Source organism: Flavobacterium xinjiangense (assembly GCF_900142885.1).
Classification (GTDB): Bacteria; Bacteroidota; Bacteroidia; order Flavobacteriales; family Flavobacteriaceae; genus Flavobacterium; species Flavobacterium xinjiangense.
Genome location: NZ_FRCL01000004.1, coordinates 58,118 through 77,876 on the forward strand (window position 1 = coordinate 58,118; position 19,759 = coordinate 77,876).

The window sequence follows — 19,759 nt, forward strand, 5'->3', positions numbered from 1 at the left end:
TACCTTACATACTTCAGATTCTAATGAAAGATAAACTAATAAACATTCCTCCTGTACCTGCAGTTCTCTTTGCTATAATTAGCGTACAATCTGGGGCAGCAATAGCTAAAGGTCTTTTCCCCGTTATAGGCGCAACAGGAACCGCTTCTTTGCGAATTGCAATTTCGGCCATTATTTTACTAGCCGTTTACCGGCCAAATTTATCTAAAATTACTTCCGTGCAATGGAAATTTGTAATACCCTACGGGTTATCCTTGGGAGCGATGAATTTAATCTTTTATATGGCAATAGAACGAATTCCTATTGGTTTAGCTGTTACTTTGGAATTCATAGGTCCTCTTTTAGTAGCCGTTTTGGGTTCCAAACGTATCATCGATTTTCTATGGGTATTGCTCGCTGCAGCCGGAATTATTTTAATTGCTCCGTGGTCAAATAATGGAATGGACCCTTTAGGAGTTCTATTTGCGCTTTTAGCTGGAGCATTGTGGGCATCGTACATTGTTTTAGGAGGGAAAATTTCGAAAATTATGGAAGGTGGTAAGGCCGTAGCTACAGGAATGCTCTTTGCTTCCCTACTTATTGTGCCCTTTGGGATAATTGGAAACGGGCTAAACAACCTAACACCAAACCTTTGGGGGTTGGGAATTGCTCTAGCTCTATTATCCAGTGCTATTCCTTTTACACTAGAAATGAAAGCCCTTGGTCAGATGCCTGCCCGAACTTTCAGTATTTTAATGAGCTTAGAACCTGCCGCTGCTTCCATTTGTGGATTAGTTTTTTTACAGGAATATTTAAGTGTTAATGAAATATTGGCTGTGATTTTTGTCATAATAGCCTCAGTTGGAGCAACGCTTACTTCCCGGCAAAAAAAAATATAATTTAGTTTTACTTATTTTCATATTCTTTTTTAAAATTTACTCGCTTTGTCCAATTACTAATATAGTTCAAACTACTTTGGACTATCCGCAAAATTTGCTTTGAAAGCCTCAAATCTTAGGTTTTAATAGCTTTTACTTTTTTATTACTGTAAAACCGAAAAAAGCAAAATAATAATTAAAAAAAAAATATCCCGGACTCATCGACACTGCCTTTGGCACAATTATAGTTAGCCAACTTCCTTATTTCTAAAGGATTAATAATTATTTCACCTGAATGCTTTTAAGTAAGCTTCCTAGAAAAAATTCGAAAATTCAGTAGTGATTATAAACTTCTATGTAACATTAGTCACCAATATTAATAAAATCATCAACTAATTTTGTCAAATAAATTAGAAACTAAAAAAATAAACGATATGTATTTTCAACACATTTACGACAAGAGTCTTGCCCAAGCAAGTTATTTTATTGGCTGTCAAAAAGCAGGAGTAGCCGCAGTGATCGATCCTAAAAGAGATGTAGATACGTATCTCGAAATTGCTAAACAGAACAATATGAAAATTACTCATATTTTAGAAACACACATTCATGCTGATTTTCTTGCAGGCTCCAGAGAACTTGCTGCTTTAACGGGTGCCCAAATGTACCTTTCAGCGGAAGGCGGACCTGGTTGGGAATATGAATTTCCTCATGTTGACGTAAAAGATGGTGCTATTTTAAAACTAGGAAACTTAAAAATAGAAGTAGTTCACACGCCGGGACACACACCGGAAAGCATCAGTTTTCTTTTGACTGATACACCTGCCAGCGACGAGCCGGTAATGTTATTCACTGGTGACTTTGTATTTGTTGGCGACATAGGAAGACCTGATTTGTTGGAAAAAGCAGCAGGAATGAAAGGAACTCAAGAAATTGGTGCTAAACAAATGTATCAGTCCATAAAGAAATTTGAATCATTACCAGACTTTATCCAAGTATGGCCTGGCCATGGAGCAGGTTCTGCTTGCGGAAAAGCATTAGGAGCAGTTCCAAGTACTACTGTAGGATATGAAAAAATACGAAACTGGGCTTTCCAACATAAAAATGATGAAGCTGGATTTGTAAAATATTTATTGGAAGACCAGCCGGAACCACCTAAGTATTTTGCAATGATGAAAAAGCTAAATAAAATAGATCGCCCGCTTCTTACCAGTGTTCCAAAATTAAAACAACTGGATTATGCACCGTTATCTGCAGCTTTAGCAAAGGGAACTAAATTGATTGACGCCAGAGATAAAACGGAATTTTCCAAAGGTTTTATTCCGGGAAGCATCAACATTCAAGGAAATAATTCGTTTGCCACTTGGGCAGGATGGTTACTTACTTATGACGAGTCTTTTATCTTGCTTGCAGATGAATCGCAACTGGATGATCTGACTCGAAAACTTATGAGAATAGGCCTTGACAATATTCAAGGTTACATTCCTTCTACAAAAATATGGGAAGAAAATGGTGGTTCTTTAGAGACGGTCAATCAGATTTCATTAGAGGAATTTAAAACTTTGCAACAAGATAAGGACGTTCAAGTAGTGGACCTTCGTGGAGCTGCTGAATATAATGCAGGTCATATCAAAGGCGCTGACAATGTATTTGTAGGCACTATACTAAACAATCTGGACAAAATTAGTAAAGATAAAAAAGTATTAATCCATTGCCAAGGTGGTGACAGGGCAGCAATAGCGTACTCATTGCTTGCAAGAAACGGCTACAAAAACATACTCAATTATTCCCCAGGAATGAATGAATGGATCAAAGAAAACAATCTTATTGAATACTAAAAACAATAATTATGTTTGGAATTTTTAAAAATATATTTTCAAAAAAAAATACAATACAAATGGAAAAATCAATAAAAGAAGGCGCGTTCCTTGTAGATGTGCGAACACCTGCTGAATTTGCCGAAGGTCATGTAAATGGATCGACCAATATTCCTTTGGATAAAGTTGCGAGTCAATTAGAAAAATTTAAAGGAAAAGATCCAATTATTGTTTTCTGTCGAAGCGGGAATCGCAGCGGTCAGGCCAAAATGATTTTGGAACAAAATGGTTTCAAAAACGTCATAAATGGCGGTATCTGGCAAGATGTAAAAGAAGCAATCAGCAAATAATTATTTTACCATAATAAGTTGCAGTTTAAAGCAATAAATTGAATTGTTTTAAACTGAACCATTATTATTTTTTAATAATCGAAATTTGATTTTTGTAGAAGAAATTAAACTGAATTTGTACCTTCCTGCGCAAATAAAAAATAAACTTCTTTTAGAATTAATACAAAATGAACAATACTATGGAAACGAAAAAAGTAATGAATAAAGACTTAATTTTAAGAGAAAAGTTAGCATTACAACGAACGACACTAGCTAATCAATCTACTTTTCTCGCCTTTTTGAGAACGTCCATGTATTTTTTGATTGCTGGTCTGAGTTTGAAAAATTTGTTGAAAGTCGAAAATAGTTTACTCATTGAAATTGCACTTTTTATTGCTTCATTGGTCATTTTCGTTTTTGGCACTGTCAATTATTTGAAGCACAAGAAATCCATATCCACAAATAAAAAACACATAGGTGACTACCAGTTAGAATATTACAAATTATAATAGTATTCCTTTCTTGTATCAAAAATATATGCTTCAACACAGTACTAAGGCAACCAATAACTGTTTTTTAATTTTAAAATAAATAACGTATCAATTGAAAACAAATACAATCAAACTAGGACTCAAAGAAAATTGGAAACAATTTACTATTTTGATTATCGTCAATGCCTTTGTTGGTGGAATGGTAGGAATGGAAAGAACCATTATTCCAAAGTTAGCCGAGATTGAATTTCGCATTGCATCAAAAACGGCTATTCTATCTTTCATAATTGCTTTTGGGATTACTAAAGCCATCACCAACTATTTTACGGGTAAGCTGGCAAATTATTTTGGCAGAAAAAATTTACTCTTATTTGGCTGGTTTTTAGCTTTACCAATCCCTTTTATTTTGATTTATGCAGAATCCTGGAATTGGGTGATTTTTGCCAATATTCTGTTAGGCATCAGCCAAGGACTGACCTGGAGCAGTACGGTGGTGATGAAAATTGATTTGGTTGGAGAAAATGATCGTGGACTGGCTATGGGACTCAACGAATTTGCCGGATATTTTGCAGTTGGATTAGTTGCGTTTCTCTCTGGCTATATTGCCCAAAATTATGGAATTACGCCTTACCCTTTTTACTTGGGAATCGGAATTTCCATATCCGGTTTTTTATTGACTTTGCTTTTTGTGAAAGATACACGAGTATTTGTACACCAAGAAAACACGACTAATAAAACAGAAAAATTAGATTATATTTTTTTGGAAACTACATTCAAAAACAAAACATTAAGTGCCATAACGCAAGCTGGATTAGTCAATAACCTGAATGACGGAATGATCTGGGGATTATTGCCCATTGTATTACTTTCTCTGCATTACGATTCTCAAAACATTGGAATCATAACTGCTATCTACCCTGCTGTTTGGGGTTTTGGACAATTGATTACCGGTAAAATGTCAGATGTTTATTCGAAAAAAAAGATGCTGTTTTGGGGAATGTTACTACAGGGAATAGCGATTCTCTTTATTCCTTTTGCTGAAGAATTTTATCAATTGACCACCATTTCAGCCTTTTTGGGATTAGGAACAGCGTTAGTTTATCCTACCTTTTTATCCGCGATCGCACAGGCTACAAATCCTAATCAAAGAGCCGAAAGTATTGGCACCTTCAGGCTTTGGAGAGATTTAGGTTATGCAATAGGTGCCATTATTTCAGGAATAACTGCTGATTTATTTGGAGTCAATTATGCTATTGTACTGATAGGATTGATTACCATTATATCGTCCTTGATTATTGAAATCAGAATGCCGAAAGATACTGTAGTAAAAGAATAAGGTCATAACCATTAAAAGCATAACTTTTTAGAAAGCAATGCTTCAAAATAAAAAAATGAACTGGAAAACACTAAAAAAATCAACACTGCACAATATGTTTTTTATTGCATTAATAGCAATACTGCTATTCAGTCCTTTGGGCACTTTTGTAAAAATACAATTAAACCGATTAATTGCCTTTTCGCCAAAAACAATTGCTGTAACAGACCAAAAAAACTGTCAACTTATCAATGGCAATTAGTAGACGCCACGGGAAAAAGTGTATCGCTCGAAGCATATAAAGGAAAAATAATATTCATTAATTTCTGGGCCACATGGTGTCCGCCATGTATTGCCGAAATGCCAAGCTTCCAAAATTTATATGCTAATTATCAGGATAAAATAATCTTTTTGTTTGTGACAACCGATTCCTTTGAAAAAGCAAATACATTTATGAACAAGGAAAATCTTACCCTTCCTGTCTACCAATCGATTACAAATCCTCCCTTAGAAATGGAATCATCTACAATACCTGCCACTTTTCTCATTGACAAACAAGGAAATATTGTTTTAGCCAAAATTGGAACAGCAAATTGGAACAGTGATTCTTTCCGAGGAAAGTTAGACCAGTTACTAAAAAAATAAAATCATTGTCATTTTTTATTTTTTTCTTGTGTGACAAAAGTAACATAGCAACTCATTTATATATTCAATCTTTGCAGTAATAAAAAAATAATTATGTCAATTTTAGAATTAATCAGAGAACCTTGGCCTTGGTATATTGCAGGCCCATTAGTGGGACTTACAGTTCCGGCTTTATTAATCATTGGAAACAAATCATTTGGCATTAGTGCCTCATTACGTCATACTTGTGCCATATGCTTACCGGCAAACATTAAATTTTTCAAATACGATTGGAAAAAAGAAATTTGGAATATGTTTTTCGTTTTCGGTATTTTATTGGGAGGTGTAATTGCGTTTAGTTTCTTATCAAATCCAAATCCAATCAGCATTGATGGAAATCTAAAAGCAGAATTAGCAACTTATGGCGTTACTAACATCAATGGAATGTTACCGGAACAATTATTCTCGTGGGAAAATTTACTTACCCTTAAAGGTTTTTTTATGATGGTCGTTGGCGGCTTCTTTATTGGTTTCGGTTCTCGTTATGCGGGAGGTTGTACCAGTGGTCACGCAATTTCTGGTTTGTCTAATTTACAAATGCCTTCTCTTATAGCTACTTGTTGTTTCTTCGTTGGTGGTTTGATTATGGCAAATCTTATTTTACCCTTTATACTTTCACTATAAAATTATTGATATGCAAATTAAAGATCAAAATGCAGACTTCGAAACTCGTTCCTTAGATACCGTTTGTATCAACGAGAGTCAATTAGAACACAAATGGTATCACAATTTGAAATACCTGGTTATAGGTATGTTGTTTGGCATCGTTTTCATCAAAGCCGAAATTATCAGCTGGTACCGTATTCAGGAAATGTTCCGTTTTCAATCGTTTCACATGTATGGCGTTATAGGAAGTGCGGTTATTGTTGGGATAATCTCCGTTTTCTTGATAAAAAAATTTAATATTAAAACCATTTATGGCGAAAAGATTGAGTTCCATGACAAAACCTTCAACAAAGGTCAAATTTACGGTGGACTCATTTTTGGATTGGGTTGGGCAATAACAGGAGCTTGTCCTGGACCGTTGTTTGCCCAAATTGGAACTGGCGCTACAGTTATGATTGTCACCCTATTTTTTGCAATAGTGGGAACTTGGGTATATGGATATTTTAGAGACAGACTTCCTCATTAGAAATTAATTTATATTCGTCATCTTTTGGAAATAGTAAAAACAGCATTTAATTAATCCAAATGGTAAAACTTTTTAACTAAGTAGTTAAGCAGGAGATACAGCAAAGTACCTACGAAGGCAAACGAAAGAATAAAACTTACCAGATTTACGACAATATTAGGAATAAACTTCAATCTGGGGTGCGTAAAATATGGTTCCCGATGCAGTCTCTCGTGAATATTTTGTTTGGCTATTTTAATTTTCTTTTTGATGATTGAGTGATTTTAAAGGTAACCAGAAACGGTACTATTTATGATTGACTTGTTAATTATTATTTTGACAAATCTAAAGTAAGCAATTAAATTAATATGTGGAAGTTATGCAATTAAAAAGGAGAATGATGTATCGAAATCCCCTTTTTAATATTGATTAATATCACTTACATAGTATTTTAAGCGTAGATAGAAAGATTAAAGCAGTTGGTTATATTTTTTTAATGTTTCCTTTATTTTTTAAGAAGATAACCTCTATGATTTTACTGGTCATTCCTGTATCTATTCTAAGTTGTTTTGATAACACCTCAATTACGTTTTTTTCTTCATCCTCTAATATCCCATCAGCAAGTAATAATTCAAGTGCGTTAGCAAATATCGTTTCTTTATCATTTTCTTTAATCAGTTCGCAGCAAGCAGAAATGTATTTTAGTTGCCCCAATTCCATTTTTAGATTAAATGCTTTTGCGTACAAAGGAGCAACATCGATTCCAATGAATTTTTCTTTGGAACGTAATAATCGGGTTAAGGCCACTGTTTCGGAATCCTTAATTTGATTATCGGCGGAAATACAAGAATATAAAATTCCAACCCAAGCTTCAAATTCTGAGGTTACAGGATTTTCAGCAATATCATTTTTGCCTTGAAATTTATCAGATGAGATCATATTTTATTTTTTTTGTTTAAAGTTACTGTGAACCTTGTAACACTTTGCCATACTTTAGGAATAAATTACCATTTTGCTTTTTGGTTAAAATCAAATTCTTGTAAATCTACATCAAAAAAAAACCTTCTCGTTAATCTAAACAAGACGGTTTCTTTATATGTTAAAAAACTATAAACTAATCCATTACTTTATAAAAAACCATTTCTGGTGCGCCAATCACTCCGGCATCCATCATTAATTTTTTCTTTGCTTCGGAGTTAATGTTTTCTTTTGCTTTTTTCATGTCCGTGATAGCAAATACTATCGTCACCATATTAGGATCATCTATACCTCGAGCCAATCCTCTATCAATGAAACCTTCTTCCATTCTTTTAGCGGTTCCTTCGGCATCGTACACTTTGAGCCAGGCATCAAAATCTTTTACTTTATGAGTCACCATTAATCTGTCTTTCTGGTCAATTGGCGTGTCATCATTTCGGATCACCTCATAATAAGAAAATTCAGGTTTACCAATTACTCCCGCTTTTTTCATCGCCTCTTTTAGATATGGAAGTACGCTGAAATCTTTTGCTTTTTGCAAATCGAGAAATTTACTTGCTGTCACAATTATACTGGGATCATCTGTTCCTCTTCCTACCATATAATGCGAAATGGTATAAGCCGTTCTGATTGAATCATGGGCATCGTATTCTTTTCTCCATTTAACATAATCAGCTACTTTGTGTTTAATAACCATTACTTTGAATGGTTCAAATACTGCAACAGCGGTAGCAGTGTCTTTAGGCATTGCATCTTCATTTTCAGTTTTTTCCTTTTTATTGTTTTTACAAGATAAAAATGCAACGGCAAAAACTAATATCAAAACTGGTTTTAAGAATTGTTTAATGTTTTTCATACTATTATTTTTTAAGTTATTTTTATTACATAAATATACTAATAAATACTGATAATGAGATAGTTATAATTTATTTAGATTTATAATTATTTTCCAATTAGTTGTATAATTTACTGAATTCAGTAAATACCAATTTTACAGAAGAACAATATGATTATATTCGCCAAATAATTAGAATGAAATCATTATCTGATTTGTTTAAAGGCGCTTACGTTTTGCTAAACTAATTTTGAAAAACGAATATTTTGGAAAAATAAAATAATATCAAAATTTATAAAATGAAAAAAAAAATAATACAATTGTTATTTTTAATACTGCCTTTTTTATGTAGCGCTCAAGAATACATCGATTTATTTTCCGTAAATTATGGGAAATCACAAGAAAAAACATTTGAAGATTCATCTGTTAATACCAGCATCTCCACATTTCAAACAAATCTTACTTTACCCGTTGTTTTAAATGAAAAATATATTGCTGTTACTGGTGTAAATTTCAGCAGCTATAGCTTACAATTATTTCCCGATTCTAATAACAATCATTTATATTCAACAAATTTAAGAGCTGGTCTGAGTGTAAAACATTCCGAACACTGGAGTGGACTATACCTTTTCCTGCCAAAAGTTGCTTCTGATTATATCAATGTCAGCAATAAAGATATTTATCTGGGTGGATTAGCTTTATTAAAATATAAAAGAAACGAAAATTTTGGTTACGGTTTAGGACTTTACGGCAGCAGTGAAGCTTACGGTATGTCCGTGGTTCCAATTATTACTTTCTATTATCATAGTCCGGATAAACGTTTTGAAATAAATGCCTTTATGCCAAATGACGCCGATATCAATTATAGTCTGACTGATAAAACAAGAATAGGTGTTGATTTTCTAGGTCATGGAAATAGTTACAAACTGACAACGGATAATATCCGTTCCAATTATGTAGAAAATAATTCGCTAGATTTTTCTTCTTATGTGCAAAGAAGCATTTTAGACAATAAAATCCTTTTACGTCTGAAATTGGGCTATTCTTTAAACGAATTTAGGGTATATCCAATAGATCAAAAACTTGATTTACAGATTCTGGCGTTAAAATTTGGTGACAACCGTACCCGATTATTCGAAGACAAATCAAACACTATCCTTTTAAAAATGGAAGCTATTTATCGTTTTGATCTGAGTAAGGTTAAAAAATAAGCAGTTTTTTAAATCTTTTTCTCCTTATCAAAATCATAAAAAAAACCGTCTCGTTATCTTAAACGAGACGGTTTTTCACTATTAGACATTTCGATTTTAATCAAATCATTTATACCTTACTTTATTCCATTTATTTGTTGGTCCAATTATTATCAGCTGGTGTAGCATCCATAAAGAGTCCGCCATCAAGTGTTACTGATTTTATTTTTTTGGTTCCTTTCAAAGGAATCGTTGTCGTTTTTTGGTTGGTTGCCCAAACGGCTGGCGTTTTGTGTACTGTTTCTTTTTTACCATCTGCATAAACAACATTCACATCAAAAGGAATTGCAAAACCACCTTCGTTTTTAATGGAAATGGTATTTTTAGAACCATTCGAATTTACTTTTGCAACAGCAAGATCAATGTAATTATTACTAAAAAACCAGTTGTTGAAAAACCAATTCAAGTTTTTACCAGTGCTGCTATTCACCGAATTAAAATAATCCCAAGGAATTGGATGTTTACCATTCCAATCTTCCATATAGGTATGGAGCACTTTTTTGAATAAATCATCACCTAGCATATCTTTTAAAGCCAAATAAGAAAGTGACGCTTTCCCATATGAATTGTTCCCGTAACCCGCTCCTGATAATTGAGATGACATGGAAATTATTGGCTGATCCTCTTCGGCAGATTTATCGTTTATGTAACGATTTACTCTAAATTCTTTGTAAAATTTATCGGCGGCTTCTTTGCCATGTTCTGCAATTCCAATCAAATATTCGAGTGTTGTAGCCCAACCTTCGTCCATAAAAGCATAACGGGTTTCATTGATTCCCATGTAAAAAGGAAAGTATGTATGAGCGATTTCGTGATCTTGTACCAATTGCGCAAAAACGGCGTCACCTGTTTGGGAATCATTTACCATCATTGGATATTCCATGTCGGCAAAACCTTGAAAAGCTGTCATTTTAGAATAAGGATACGGAACTCCTGGCCAATTGTTAGAAAACCAAGCCAAAGCATAATTATTATTTTTTACTGAATTGATAAAATCGGTTCCTTTTACATCATAAGCCGCCTGCGTACTGACACGACGATTGGTTTTATTGTTTACAACAACGCTTCCGGCATCCCATAAATAATGATTGCTTAAACCAAAACATATATCCGAAATTGTATTTGCTTGAAATTTCCAAGTATTCCAATCCTTCTGCAAAGTGACTTTTCCGTCTTTCATTTCCTGCTCATCCGCAATATGCATCACCGCATCTGAAGTGTATGATTTTTTTAATCGTGTGGCATACTCCGCTTGCAAAACATCATCCGGATTCAGTAAATCTCCCGTGGCATAGACCACATAATTTTTGGGCGCTTTTATCGAAAAAGTGTAGTCATTGAAATCATTGTAAAATTCCTGACGATCCGTATGTGGCAATTTGTCCCAGCCATTATAATCATCATAAACAGAAACGCGAGGATAACTGTACGCTACAAAAAAAGTAGTATTATCAATTTGCCCCTCACGACCGCTTTCTTTAGACAAAGGATAATTCCAGTCAATGTCTAATTTAGCTTTGGTTTTTGGCGGTAATGGCTTTTTCAATTTAATAGTACCAACGGTTGCCCAATTTTTAGCATTTTCATTGTAAACTTCCCCATTAATTTTGAAAGAAGTTATGGTCAATCCTTCTGATAAGAAATCAGTGCTTACTTCTCCGCCCCTAGGCGCTGTCGGTTTATGCAGATTATTTACAAAACGAATAACTATTGTTTTCAGGGTGTCCTTGCTGTTGTTTTCGTAAACAATACTTTCAGTGCCACTAACTATTTTTGTATCTGGATTTACGGTAATTTCCATTTCGTATTTCCCATGGTTTTGCCAATAATTTTTCCCTGGCTTTCCGTCTTTGGAACGGCTTCCTTTTGAATAGGCTTCTTTTATATTTCGAGGAGTATAAAGTTCCTGTGCGAAACTATTCTGCGCAAAAAAAGTGACAGTGACCAATACTAATAAAAGTGATTTTTTTTTCATGAAGACGTTTTTAGAAATGATATGAATACTAATGAAACATTAGTATCGATAAATTCCCTTTTGTAACAAAAATCTTTAGGAATAAATAAATCGCTACGGGCTAAAAGTACAAATATTTGAATTGAAAACTAAAAATCAATTGCCTTTTCCTTTGGATTAAATCCATAAAAAAAGCCGTTCCAAAAAATGAGACGGCTCCAATTTTTTAATTAAAAAAGATTATAAAATATAATCTGTATTGATAAAATTAGATTCTTTGCTATTTAGTAATTCTTGCAAAATGGCATTGTTATACTCATTGTCTTTAGAAGCTACAAAAGTTCTAATAGAGAACGAACGCAACGCATCATGAATACTCAAAGTTCCCACTGCTGAATCTTTTCTTCCTGTAAAGGGGAAAACATCGGGTCCTCTTTGGCAAGAACTATTCAAGTTTACTCTACAAACAAGATTCACTAATGTATCGATAAGCGGTGCAATGGTTTTAATGTCTTTTCCAAACAAACTTACTTGCTGTCCGTAATTAGACTCCGCCATATCGTTTAAAGGCTCCTGAATGTCTTTAAAAGAAAGAATAGGCACCACTGGTCCAAACTGCTCTTCGTGATACAAACGCATTTCTTTATTTATGGGAAACAAAACTGCCGGGAAAATATAATTCTCAGTATGCTCCCCTCCTTTTTTATTGATTATTTTTGCTCCTTTACTTGTAGCATCATCAATTAATTCTTGGATATAAGCTGGTTTTTCTTTTTCTGGTAAAGGAGTAAGAAATACTGATTTATCCCATGGATTTCCAAAAGACAGTGCATCCACTTTGGCAGCAAAACGCTTATTGAATTCATCTGCGATTGATTCATGTACGTACAAAACTTTCAAAGCGGTACAACGTTGTCCATTAAAGGATAATGAACCAGCGATACATTCTTGAATAGTCAAATCTAAATCGGCATCCGGAAGGATTATCGCAGGATTTTTTGCTTCTAAACCTAATACTAAACGCAATCTATTTTTGTTTGGATGTTGATCCTGCAAAGCAATCGCAGATTTACTGTTTCCAATCAAAGCCAAAATATCAACTTTTCCGGATTTCATGATTGGTGAAGCTACTTCACGCCCTCTACCGTACACAATATTGATGGCTCCGGCAGGGAAACTACTTCTAAATGCTTCTAATAAAGGAGAAATTAATAAGACGCCATGTTTAGCAGGTTTAAAAATTACAGGATTTCCCATAATCAATGCGGGAATAAGCAACGAAAAAGTTTCATTCAACGGATAGTTGTAAGGTCCAAGACACAATACAACACCGAGCGGTCCTCTGCGAACCATGGCATTTATCCCTTGCACTTTAGAAAAATGACTACTGCGACTGTTTAATTCTTTTAAGCTGTCAATTGTATCATAGATATATTCTACGGTTCTGTCAAATTCTTTTTCAGAATCACCCAAAGATTTACCAATTTCCCACATCAAAAGCTTCACAACTTCTGTTCGAGTCGTTTTCATTTGAGTGACAAAATTTTCCATGCATTTGATGCGATCCACAACTTTCATGGTAGGCCATAAACCTTGACCATTGTTGTAAGCTTTGGATGCTGCTTCCACTGCTTCCATTGCTTCTTTTTCTCCCATAAAAGGAATAGATCCTAGTATAGTAGGCTCATACTTTTCTGTTGATGAAATCGTGGAGAAAACTGCAGAAGTTTGGCCTTCCCATTTTTTTAATTCACCATTCACTAAATAAGTATCCTGATTTAATAATGTTTTAATCTGAAATTCTTCTGGTATTGCATTCATTGTAGGTTGTTTTTGTTTTTTGGTAATAAGATATAGACAAGATATACTCGCTAATTTTTATGGTGCAACGACATCCCCGTTCCAAGCCAAAATTCCGCCAGTTAAATTATAGGCGTTCTCAATTCCCAGTTCATTCATAACTTCGCAGGCTTTTGCGCTTCTTGCTCCAGAACGACAGTAAACATAATAATTTTTACTTTTATCCAAGGTCTCAATTTCATTTACAAAACCTTGTCCCATGTGAATATCAATATTTATAGCATTAGCTATAATTCCGTCATTGTACTCGTCTTCTGTTCTTACGTCTAGTATCACTGCATTCTCATCTGCTTCGAGTTGAGAAATCCAATCTTCTTGTGTTAAATTCATGATGATGTTTTTTGTAAAAATACAATGTTTTTAAATAACTATAAACAGTACTCTTTTAAATTATTATTTAATTTAAAGAAAACGTTTTCGCTAGACACTAATAATCAGCAAATTACATTTTCGCTTACGAAATCATTAAAATTTAGTCCATTAAATCCATAGGAAATACATTTAATTTATTCTTCCAATTTTATTTCCTAAGTATCAATTTCAATTAAAAAGTTCCCCTAAATAATTAACATTTTAGCGTACTTTTACAATACTTATCTTGATTTTTTTTCAAAATAAAAGTACTTTTTTAATTAAATATATTTAAAAAACACACTTCGCAATGCATGATTCTGATAATTTTAAAAAAATATTCCCATCATTTTCAGACGAGCTTATAGATGAGATTGAAACGAATGCAATTCACCAATCTTATAAAGCTGGTGATGTAATCATGCGTACAGGCCAGTATATCAATAATACAATTTTGGTTACTAAAGGTCAGATTAAAATATATCGGGAAGGAGAAAATGGAGGGGAGTTTTTTATGTATTATTTACAACCTGGGCAAGCTTGTGCAGTTTCTATGATATGTGCAACTCGAAGTCAAACAAGTCAGATTATGGCAAAAGTGGTGGAAGATGTTGAATTGATAATGATCCCGCTTTCTTTGATGGAAAAATGGATGATGAAATTTCGCAGTTGGTATGAATTTGTATTATTCACCTACCGCACCCGCTTTGAGGAAGTTTTGGAAGTCGTTGACAGCATCGCATTTAGAGCTATGGATGAGCGACTAGAGTTTTATTTAAAACGTCATGCAGAAGCTTGTAGTTGTAAAGATTTAAAATTATCACATCAAGAAATTGCAACGGAACTGAATACTTCCAGAGAAGTGATTTCTCGCCTGCTCAAAAAGATGGAACAAAGAGGATTAGTTCGACTACATCGCAATCAAATTGAACTTTTGACATAAAAACTGTTCTATGTGATAAATGTTACTGTGTATAAAAATCATAGTGACAATCTTTGCAATAAAAAATTAAAAATGGAATATTTAGGTTATTTTGCTTCAATTATTATCGGACTTTCACTTGGTTTAATCGGTGGTGGCGGATCTATTCTCACCATACCTATTTTAGTTTACCTATTTAAAATCGAACCGGAATTAGCCACAAGTTACTCTTTATTCATAGTGGGAATCACTGCTTTATTTGGTTGCATTAGCCACTATAAAATGGGAAACCTTAAAATAAAATCAGCGCTATACTTCGCTATTCCTTCGGTGTTTTCTATTTTGATTATCCGCGAAGTAATTTTTCCCAAAATAGCCTCGACAATTTTCTCTATCGCTTCTTATCAAGTTTCAAAAAATTTCTTGATAATGATTATTTTTTCGGTACTTATGATGGCTGCAGCTATATCGATGATTCGAAAAAGAAAAGCAATCCCGAACCCTCCAAAAACAAATTACACACAATTGGGAATAATTGGATTTATTGTGGGAATTGTAACTGGATTTTTGGGCGCTGGCGGTGGATTTTTAATCATTCCTGCTCTTTTATTTTTTGCTAATTTACCAATGAAACAAGCCGTAGGAACCTCACTACTTATTATTTTTATTAATTCAAGCATCGGTTTTGCTGGCGATTTGTACATTGGTACACCTATTAATTATTCGTTTTTACTCGTGATTTCCAGTATTGCATTTGTAGGAATGATCATTGGAATCCAACTTTCAAAGAAAATTGACGGAGCCAAACTCAAACCAATATTTGGTTGGTTTATATTAGTCATGGGAATATACATTATTGTCAAAGAAATCCTTTTTAAATAAAACACTTTGTGTAACAATTGTCACTCTTAAAATCAAATACAAGAATTACCTTTGTATAAGAATCTTAAATTAAAAATCATGCAAATAGAACAAATATATACAGGATGTCTAGCCCAAGGTGCTTACTATATAACTTCAAATGGTGAAGCGGCGATTATAGATCCGCTTCGCGAGATACAACCTTATCTGGACCGATTAGAACGGGATAATGTAAAACTTAAATATATTTTTGAAACTCATTTTCATGCTGATTTTGTTTCAGGGCATGTTGATTTAAGCAATTCAACGGGAGCACCAATTGTCTATGGTCCAACTGCCAAACCAGAATTTGAGGCAATAATAGCTACAGATGGTCAGGAATTTAAAATTGGAAACATCAAAATAAAAGTATTGCATACACCAGGCCATACCATGGAAAGCACGACTTACTTATTACTAGATGAAAACGGAAAAGAACATGCTATTTTCTCTGGGGATACTTTATTCATTGGGGATGTAGGAAGACCCGATTTAGCGCAAAAAGCTGCTCACATGACTCAGGAACAATTAGCCGGAATCTTATTCAATTCGTTAAGAACAAAAATAATGACTTTGCCTGATGATGTAATTGTATATCCGGCCCATGGTGCAGGAAGTGCTTGTGGTAAAAACATGAGTAAAGAAACCGTTTCGACTATTGGTAACCAAAAAGCGACCAATTATGCTTTGAGAGCTAATATGACTGACGCTGAATTCATCAAAGAAGTGACCGAGGGATTACTGCCTCCTCCGCCCTATTTTGGGATGAATGTAGCAATGAACAAACAAGGATACGAAAGCTTTGACAGCGTTCTACATAACGGAATGAAAGCCATTCCCGTAAATGATTTTGAAGCTATCGTAGAAGAAACCGGAGCTTTGATTTTAGATACCAGAAAAAATGGTGATTTTGCTAAAGGCTTTATCCCACAATCAATAAACATAGGTATAGAAGGAGATTTTGCCCCATGGGTAGGTGCCTTAGTTGCCGATGTAAAACAACCAATTATTCTTGTGACAGAAGCAGATCAGGAAGAAGAGTCTGTAACTCGATTAAGCCGAGTAGGTTTTGACAAATTAATTGGCCATCTGGAAGGCGGTTTTAACGCTTGGAAAAAATCAGGAAAAGAAATCGACACTGTACACCGAATTACCGCAGAAGAGTTTGCTAAACAAGTCAAAATTGGCGAAAACAAAGTAATAGATATCCGTAAAGAAAGTGAATATTGTGCGGAACATGTTGAAGAAGCTTACAGCAAACCCTTGGCGAGTATAAATGAATGGATAAAAGATATCAATCCTAAAGAACCTTTTTTCTTGCTTTGTGCAGGCGGTTACCGCAGTATGATTGCCGCTTCAATCTTACAAGCGCGTGGTTTCAGGAATTTTACAGAAATAGAAGGTGGATTTAATGCTATTGCAAAAACTGAATTACCAAAAACTGATTTTGTATGCCAAAGCAAAGTGTTATAGCGACTATATTTTAGTATAATTACTGCTAAAATAACTGGATATCAGAAAATTATATCTTAAATTTACTATAGGTTTTTATTGAATTTTAATGCGATAAATTTATATCCAAATGAAAAAAAACATGGGTTCCACCGACAGAATTATCCGTATTGCTGTAGCAATTTTAATAGGTATATTGTATTTTACCAATACCATTAGTGGTACACTTGCGCTAATTTTAGGTGCATTTGCAATTATTTTTATAATAACCAGTTTTATTAGTGTTTGCCCATTATATATGCCTTTCGGGATTTCAACCCGCAAAAAAACTATAGAATGAAAGATGTAAAATGTTGTGTTGTTTCATGTGAAAAATCGGTTGATGCAACCTATTGGGAAGCACAATACAAAGCAAAGTCAACGGGTTGGGATTTGGGAATAGTATCCCCACCCATTAAAACCTATATAGACAAGCTGGAGAATAAAAATAGTAGCATTTTAATTCCAGGTTGTGGTAATTCCTATGAAGCAGAATACCTTTTGCAACAAGGCTTTACCAATATCACCGTTATAGACATTGCACCAACATTGGTTACAGTTTTGAAAGAAAAGTTCAAAAACAACCCAAATATTCAGATTATATTAGGGGATTTTTTTTTACAAAAAGGAATATATGACTTAATTATTGAGCAGACTTTTTTCTGTGCGCTACCTCCTATTATGCGTCAAAAATACGTTTGGAAAATGCATCAACTTTTGGCTGATGAAGGAAAACTGGCAGGACTGCTATTTAATAGAAAATTTGAAGTGAGTCCCCCTTTTGGCGGAAGCAAAGAAGAATACGAGACCCTTTTCCAGGTTGCTTTTGACTTTTTGAAAATGAATGTTTGTTCAAATTCTATTTCGCCGAGAGCCAATTCGGAATTATTTTTTGAATTAAAAAAGAACACTAAAGTCAAAGTTAACCTTTATGAATTTAGTGGCATTAGTTGTAGCGGTTGCATGGAATCTGTGACAAAAAAGTTTGCAGCAATAAATGGAATACTAAATGTGAGTATGAGCAGTAATTATTCAGCAGTACTAATTGTCAGTAAAAACGAAATTGCAGTCGACGATTTACAAAATGCAATTTCATATGATGAAAAGTATAAAATTGAAAAAATATGCAATTAAATTTTAGGACAGATAATTGGAAAGAATTAGTATTTACTAATTGGCATGTAATGCGTTGGCTACGTTTAGCGTTTTCGCTTTTTTTATTTACCCAAGCCTTCCTTTTGCGAGATTGGATGTTTATTTCCTTTGGGGGATTTTTCTTTATTCAGGCGATTTTAAATTTAGGTTGCAGTTCTAATGGTTGCACTATTCCAAATAATAAATACACTAAAGATGAGTAATTTCGATATTATTATCAAATCAGACAAACCCGTTTTAATAGACTTTTTTGCAACGTGGTGTGGGCCATGTAAAATGCTTGGACCTATTTTGAAAGAAGTAAAAGATAGTCTGGGAGACCGCATTTCCATCATAAAAATTGATGTAGACAAAAATCAACAAATTGCGTCTCAATACCAAGTTCGTGGTGTTCCAACTATGATTCTATTTCAAAACGGCAAACAGTTATGGAGACAATCCGGAGTTCTAAACAAAGAAGATATCATTAAAATCATATTGGAAAAAAGTAACTAACAACATACTTTGTACGTTGTTCTTACAGGACTTATGCTATAACTTCTAAACCTGTAATTTCAAACTTTCACTGAAGTTTAATCTGCGGATTATTACCTAATAATTCCCAAAAAAAACGGGATTCTTTTTTTATCTTCAAAATCAGTATGCAAAACCAACGGAAATACAGACTTTCAAAATCCGAATCTTCATTTGTAAGAGAACCACTATCCCGTTTTAAAAACTTACTTTTCACTTTTAAAGTACAATACAATTTTATTAAAGCATTCCGCAAAATGCATTTTATTGGTCCATGTGTTACTGTTTTTGGTTCTGCCCGTTTTGGTCCCGAAACAAACCATTATCAAGATGCAGTAAGAATTGGGGCAGCACTAGCTGAACTTGGTTTTACTGTTATGACTGGTGGCGGACCCGGAATAATGGAAGCCGCAAATAAGGGTGCTTATGAAGCTGGTGGGTATTCGGTGGGATGCAATATTGTACTGCCCATCGAACAAAAACCAAATCCTTATCTGCACAAATGGATTTATATTCCTTACTTTTTTGTGAGAAAAGTTATTTTGATAAAATATTCCTATGGTTTTATAGTAATGCCCGGAGGATTAGGGACTTTGGATGAATTGTTTGAAGCGCTTACGCTAATCCAAAATAAAATAATAAATAGTTTTCCGGTTGTAATTTATGATTCGTTATATCACAAAGAACTTTCACACCATATTCAAATAATGTCAGACAACGAAAGTATAAGTCGTGAAGACATGAAGTTATTATTCATTACTGATTCTGTGGAAGATTTGATAGCCCATATTAAAAAACACTCCATCAAAAAATTTGGTTTAAAAAAACAACCTTACAAAGCAAAATGGTGGTACGTAGAAAAAAGAAAAAAATAGTTAAATTACCTCATCATAATTTTTTTTCATAACTAATTAATAATCATTTAATTGATGGCTATTACTTGACAATG

Annotated in this window: 23 protein-coding genes; 18 read left to right on the forward strand and 5 right to left on the reverse strand. The window is 33.9% G+C overall.

Annotated features, from left to right (window positions below; genetic code table 11):
- The first annotated feature begins 23 nt into the window (after positions 1-23).
- The 9 genes from BUC23_RS05905 to BUC23_RS05940 all read left to right on the forward strand — a co-directional run bounded on the left by BUC23_RS05905 (position 24) and on the right by BUC23_RS05940 (position 6,622).
- Complete coding sequence (locus BUC23_RS05905) at positions 24-878, forward strand: EamA family transporter (RefSeq protein ID WP_073206956.1); 855 nt, start codon at positions 24-26, stop codon at positions 876-878.
- Between the two features lie 413 nt (positions 879-1,291).
- Positions 1,292-2,692 carry an MBL fold metallo-hydrolase gene (locus BUC23_RS05910; RefSeq protein ID WP_073206959.1) on the forward strand — a complete coding sequence of 467 codons (1,401 nt, stop codon included), beginning with the start codon at positions 1,292-1,294 and terminating at the stop codon, positions 2,690-2,692.
- Positions 2,693-2,751: 59 nt separating this feature from the next.
- A complete protein-coding gene (locus tag BUC23_RS05915; RefSeq protein ID WP_244153778.1) occupies positions 2,752-3,021 on the forward strand; it encodes a rhodanese-like domain-containing protein in 270 nt (89 codons plus the stop codon).
- A 179-nt stretch (positions 3,022-3,200) separates the two neighbouring features.
- Complete coding sequence (locus BUC23_RS05920; protein ID WP_073206968.1) at positions 3,201-3,509, forward strand: DUF202 domain-containing protein; 309 nt, start codon at positions 3,201-3,203, stop codon at positions 3,507-3,509.
- Positions 3,510-3,603: 94 nt separating this feature from the next.
- Positions 3,604-4,827, forward strand: coding sequence for an MFS transporter (locus BUC23_RS05925; protein ID WP_073206970.1), 1,224 nt, complete (start codon positions 3,604-3,606; stop codon positions 4,825-4,827).
- Positions 4,828-4,882: 55 nt separating this feature from the next.
- Positions 4,883-5,068 (forward strand): hypothetical protein, encoded by a 186-nt coding sequence (locus BUC23_RS17680; RefSeq protein WP_244153779.1) that lies wholly within the window; start codon positions 4,883-4,885, stop codon positions 5,066-5,068.
- Between the two features lie 50 nt (positions 5,069-5,118).
- Positions 5,119-5,451 (forward strand): TlpA family protein disulfide reductase, encoded by a 333-nt coding sequence (locus BUC23_RS17685; RefSeq protein ID WP_407918676.1) that lies wholly within the window; start codon positions 5,119-5,121, stop codon positions 5,449-5,451.
- Between the two features lie 93 nt (positions 5,452-5,544).
- Positions 5,545-6,114: a YeeE/YedE family protein gene (locus BUC23_RS05935; protein WP_379850275.1), complete on the forward strand. Its 570-nt coding sequence runs from the start codon at positions 5,545-5,547 to the stop codon at positions 6,112-6,114.
- A 10-nt stretch (positions 6,115-6,124) separates the two neighbouring features.
- Positions 6,125-6,622 carry a DUF6691 family protein gene (locus tag BUC23_RS05940; RefSeq protein ID WP_073206973.1) on the forward strand — a complete coding sequence of 166 codons (498 nt, stop codon included), beginning with the start codon at positions 6,125-6,127 and terminating at the stop codon, positions 6,620-6,622.
- Positions 6,623-7,084: 462 nt separating this feature from the next.
- Here BUC23_RS05940 and BUC23_RS05945 read toward each other — a convergent pair whose 3' ends face one another.
- On the reverse strand, positions 7,085-7,540 hold the full coding sequence (locus tag BUC23_RS05945) for a TerB family tellurite resistance protein (RefSeq protein ID WP_073206976.1): 456 nt from the start codon (positions 7,538-7,540) through the stop codon (positions 7,085-7,087).
- Positions 7,541-7,715: 175 nt separating this feature from the next.
- Positions 7,716-8,435: a hypothetical protein gene (locus BUC23_RS05950; protein ID WP_073206978.1), complete on the reverse strand. Its 720-nt coding sequence runs from the start codon at positions 8,433-8,435 to the stop codon at positions 7,716-7,718.
- Positions 8,436-8,713: 278 nt separating this feature from the next.
- Here BUC23_RS05950 and BUC23_RS05955 point away from each other — a divergent pair, with 278 nt between their 5' ends.
- Complete coding sequence (locus BUC23_RS05955) at positions 8,714-9,625, forward strand: DUF6268 family outer membrane beta-barrel protein (RefSeq protein WP_073206980.1); 912 nt, start codon at positions 8,714-8,716, stop codon at positions 9,623-9,625.
- Between the two features lie 130 nt (positions 9,626-9,755).
- Here the strand turns inward: BUC23_RS05955 and BUC23_RS05960 are convergent, their stop codons facing one another.
- The 3 genes from BUC23_RS05960 to BUC23_RS05970 all read right to left on the reverse strand — a co-directional run bounded on the left by BUC23_RS05960 (position 9,756) and on the right by BUC23_RS05970 (position 13,808).
- Positions 9,756-11,639, reverse strand: a complete 1,884-nt coding sequence (locus BUC23_RS05960; protein WP_073206982.1) for a M1 family metallopeptidase — start codon at positions 11,637-11,639, stop codon at positions 9,756-9,758.
- 219 nt (positions 11,640-11,858) lie between these two features.
- Positions 11,859-13,439 (reverse strand): NADP-dependent glyceraldehyde-3-phosphate dehydrogenase, encoded by a 1,581-nt coding sequence (locus BUC23_RS05965; RefSeq protein WP_073206983.1) that lies wholly within the window; start codon positions 13,437-13,439, stop codon positions 11,859-11,861.
- 57 nt (positions 13,440-13,496) lie between these two features.
- Entirely contained in the window at positions 13,497-13,808 is a 312-nt protein-coding gene (locus BUC23_RS05970) for a rhodanese-like domain-containing protein (RefSeq protein WP_073206984.1), read from the reverse strand.
- A gap of 331 nt (positions 13,809-14,139) precedes the next feature.
- On the opposite strand from BUC23_RS05970, the gene BUC23_RS05975 reads away from it, so the two are divergent.
- The 8 genes from BUC23_RS05975 (at position 14,140) to BUC23_RS06010 (ending at position 19,685) form a co-directional block, all read left to right on the forward strand.
- Positions 14,140-14,772: a Crp/Fnr family transcriptional regulator gene (locus tag BUC23_RS05975; RefSeq protein WP_073206987.1), complete on the forward strand. Its 633-nt coding sequence runs from the start codon at positions 14,140-14,142 to the stop codon at positions 14,770-14,772.
- Positions 14,773-14,844: 72 nt separating this feature from the next.
- Positions 14,845-15,633: a sulfite exporter TauE/SafE family protein gene (locus BUC23_RS05980; RefSeq protein WP_073206990.1), complete on the forward strand. Its 789-nt coding sequence runs from the start codon at positions 14,845-14,847 to the stop codon at positions 15,631-15,633.
- A gap of 78 nt (positions 15,634-15,711) precedes the next feature.
- Positions 15,712-17,124: an MBL fold metallo-hydrolase gene (locus tag BUC23_RS05985; RefSeq protein WP_073206993.1), complete on the forward strand. Its 1,413-nt coding sequence runs from the start codon at positions 15,712-15,714 to the stop codon at positions 17,122-17,124.
- A 109-nt stretch (positions 17,125-17,233) separates the two neighbouring features.
- Entirely contained in the window at positions 17,234-17,443 is a 210-nt protein-coding gene (locus BUC23_RS05990; protein WP_073206995.1) for a YgaP family membrane protein, read from the forward strand.
- Positions 17,440-18,276, forward strand: coding sequence for a methyltransferase domain-containing protein (locus BUC23_RS05995; RefSeq protein WP_073206997.1), 837 nt, complete (start codon positions 17,440-17,442; stop codon positions 18,274-18,276). Before BUC23_RS05990 ends, BUC23_RS05995 begins: the two co-directional genes overlap by 4 nt.
- A complete protein-coding gene (locus tag BUC23_RS06000) occupies positions 18,267-18,500 on the forward strand; it encodes a hypothetical protein (protein ID WP_073207002.1) in 234 nt (77 codons plus the stop codon). Before BUC23_RS05995 ends, BUC23_RS06000 begins: the two co-directional genes overlap by 10 nt.
- Positions 18,493-18,792, forward strand: coding sequence for a thioredoxin (gene trxA / locus BUC23_RS06005; protein WP_073207020.1), 300 nt, complete (start codon positions 18,493-18,495; stop codon positions 18,790-18,792). The genes BUC23_RS06000 and trxA overlap by 8 nt, the downstream gene beginning before the upstream one ends.
- 146 nt (positions 18,793-18,938) lie before the next feature.
- On the forward strand, positions 18,939-19,685 hold the full coding sequence (locus BUC23_RS06010) for an LOG family protein (protein ID WP_073207023.1): 747 nt from the start codon (positions 18,939-18,941) through the stop codon (positions 19,683-19,685).
- Positions 19,686-19,759: the final 74 nt, after the last annotated feature.

Bases quoted from the DNA above. Each gene is read 5' to 3' on its own strand.
- BUC23_RS17680 (WP_244153779.1), top strand. From the start codon at position 4,883: ATGAACTGGAAAACACTAAAAAAATCAACACTGCACAATATGTTTTTT.
- BUC23_RS05945 (WP_073206976.1), bottom strand. From the start codon at position 7,540: ATGATCTCATCTGATAAATTTCAAGGCAAAAATGATATTGCTGAAAAT.
- BUC23_RS05965 (WP_073206983.1), bottom strand. From the start codon at position 13,439: ATGAATGCAATACCAGAAGAATTTCAGATTAAAACATTATTAAATCAG.
- BUC23_RS05920 (WP_073206968.1), top strand. From the start codon at position 3,201: ATGGAAACGAAAAAAGTAATGAATAAAGACTTAATTTTAAGAGAAAAG.
- BUC23_RS05910 (WP_073206959.1), top strand. From the start codon at position 1,292: ATGTATTTTCAACACATTTACGACAAGAGTCTTGCCCAAGCAAGTTAT.
- BUC23_RS06010 (WP_073207023.1), top strand. From the start codon at position 18,939: ATGCAAAACCAACGGAAATACAGACTTTCAAAATCCGAATCTTCATTT.
- BUC23_RS05940 (WP_073206973.1), top strand. From the start codon at position 6,125: ATGCAAATTAAAGATCAAAATGCAGACTTCGAAACTCGTTCCTTAGAT.
- BUC23_RS05915 (WP_244153778.1), top strand. From the start codon at position 2,752: ATGGAAAAATCAATAAAAGAAGGCGCGTTCCTTGTAGATGTGCGAACA.
- trxA (WP_073207020.1), top strand. From the start codon at position 18,493: ATGAGTAATTTCGATATTATTATCAAATCAGACAAACCCGTTTTAATA.
- BUC23_RS05960 (WP_073206982.1), bottom strand. From the start codon at position 11,639: ATGAAAAAAAAATCACTTTTATTAGTATTGGTCACTGTCACTTTTTTT.
- BUC23_RS06000 (WP_073207002.1), top strand. From the start codon at position 18,267: ATGCAATTAAATTTTAGGACAGATAATTGGAAAGAATTAGTATTTACT.
- BUC23_RS05990 (WP_073206995.1), top strand. From the start codon at position 17,234: ATGAAAAAAAACATGGGTTCCACCGACAGAATTATCCGTATTGCTGTA.
- BUC23_RS05950 (WP_073206978.1), bottom strand. From the start codon at position 8,435: ATGAAAAACATTAAACAATTCTTAAAACCAGTTTTGATATTAGTTTTT.
- BUC23_RS05955 (WP_073206980.1), top strand. From the start codon at position 8,714: ATGAAAAAAAAAATAATACAATTGTTATTTTTAATACTGCCTTTTTTA.
- BUC23_RS05975 (WP_073206987.1), top strand. From the start codon at position 14,140: ATGCATGATTCTGATAATTTTAAAAAAATATTCCCATCATTTTCAGAC.
- BUC23_RS05970 (WP_073206984.1), bottom strand. From the start codon at position 13,808: ATGAATTTAACACAAGAAGATTGGATTTCTCAACTCGAAGCAGATGAG.
- BUC23_RS05905 (WP_073206956.1), top strand. From the start codon at position 24: ATGAAAGATAAACTAATAAACATTCCTCCTGTACCTGCAGTTCTCTTT.
- BUC23_RS05985 (WP_073206993.1), top strand. From the start codon at position 15,712: ATGCAAATAGAACAAATATATACAGGATGTCTAGCCCAAGGTGCTTAC.
- BUC23_RS05980 (WP_073206990.1), top strand. From the start codon at position 14,845: ATGGAATATTTAGGTTATTTTGCTTCAATTATTATCGGACTTTCACTT.
- BUC23_RS05995 (WP_073206997.1), top strand. From the start codon at position 17,440: ATGAAAGATGTAAAATGTTGTGTTGTTTCATGTGAAAAATCGGTTGAT.
- BUC23_RS05935 (WP_379850275.1), top strand. From the start codon at position 5,545: ATGTCAATTTTAGAATTAATCAGAGAACCTTGGCCTTGGTATATTGCA.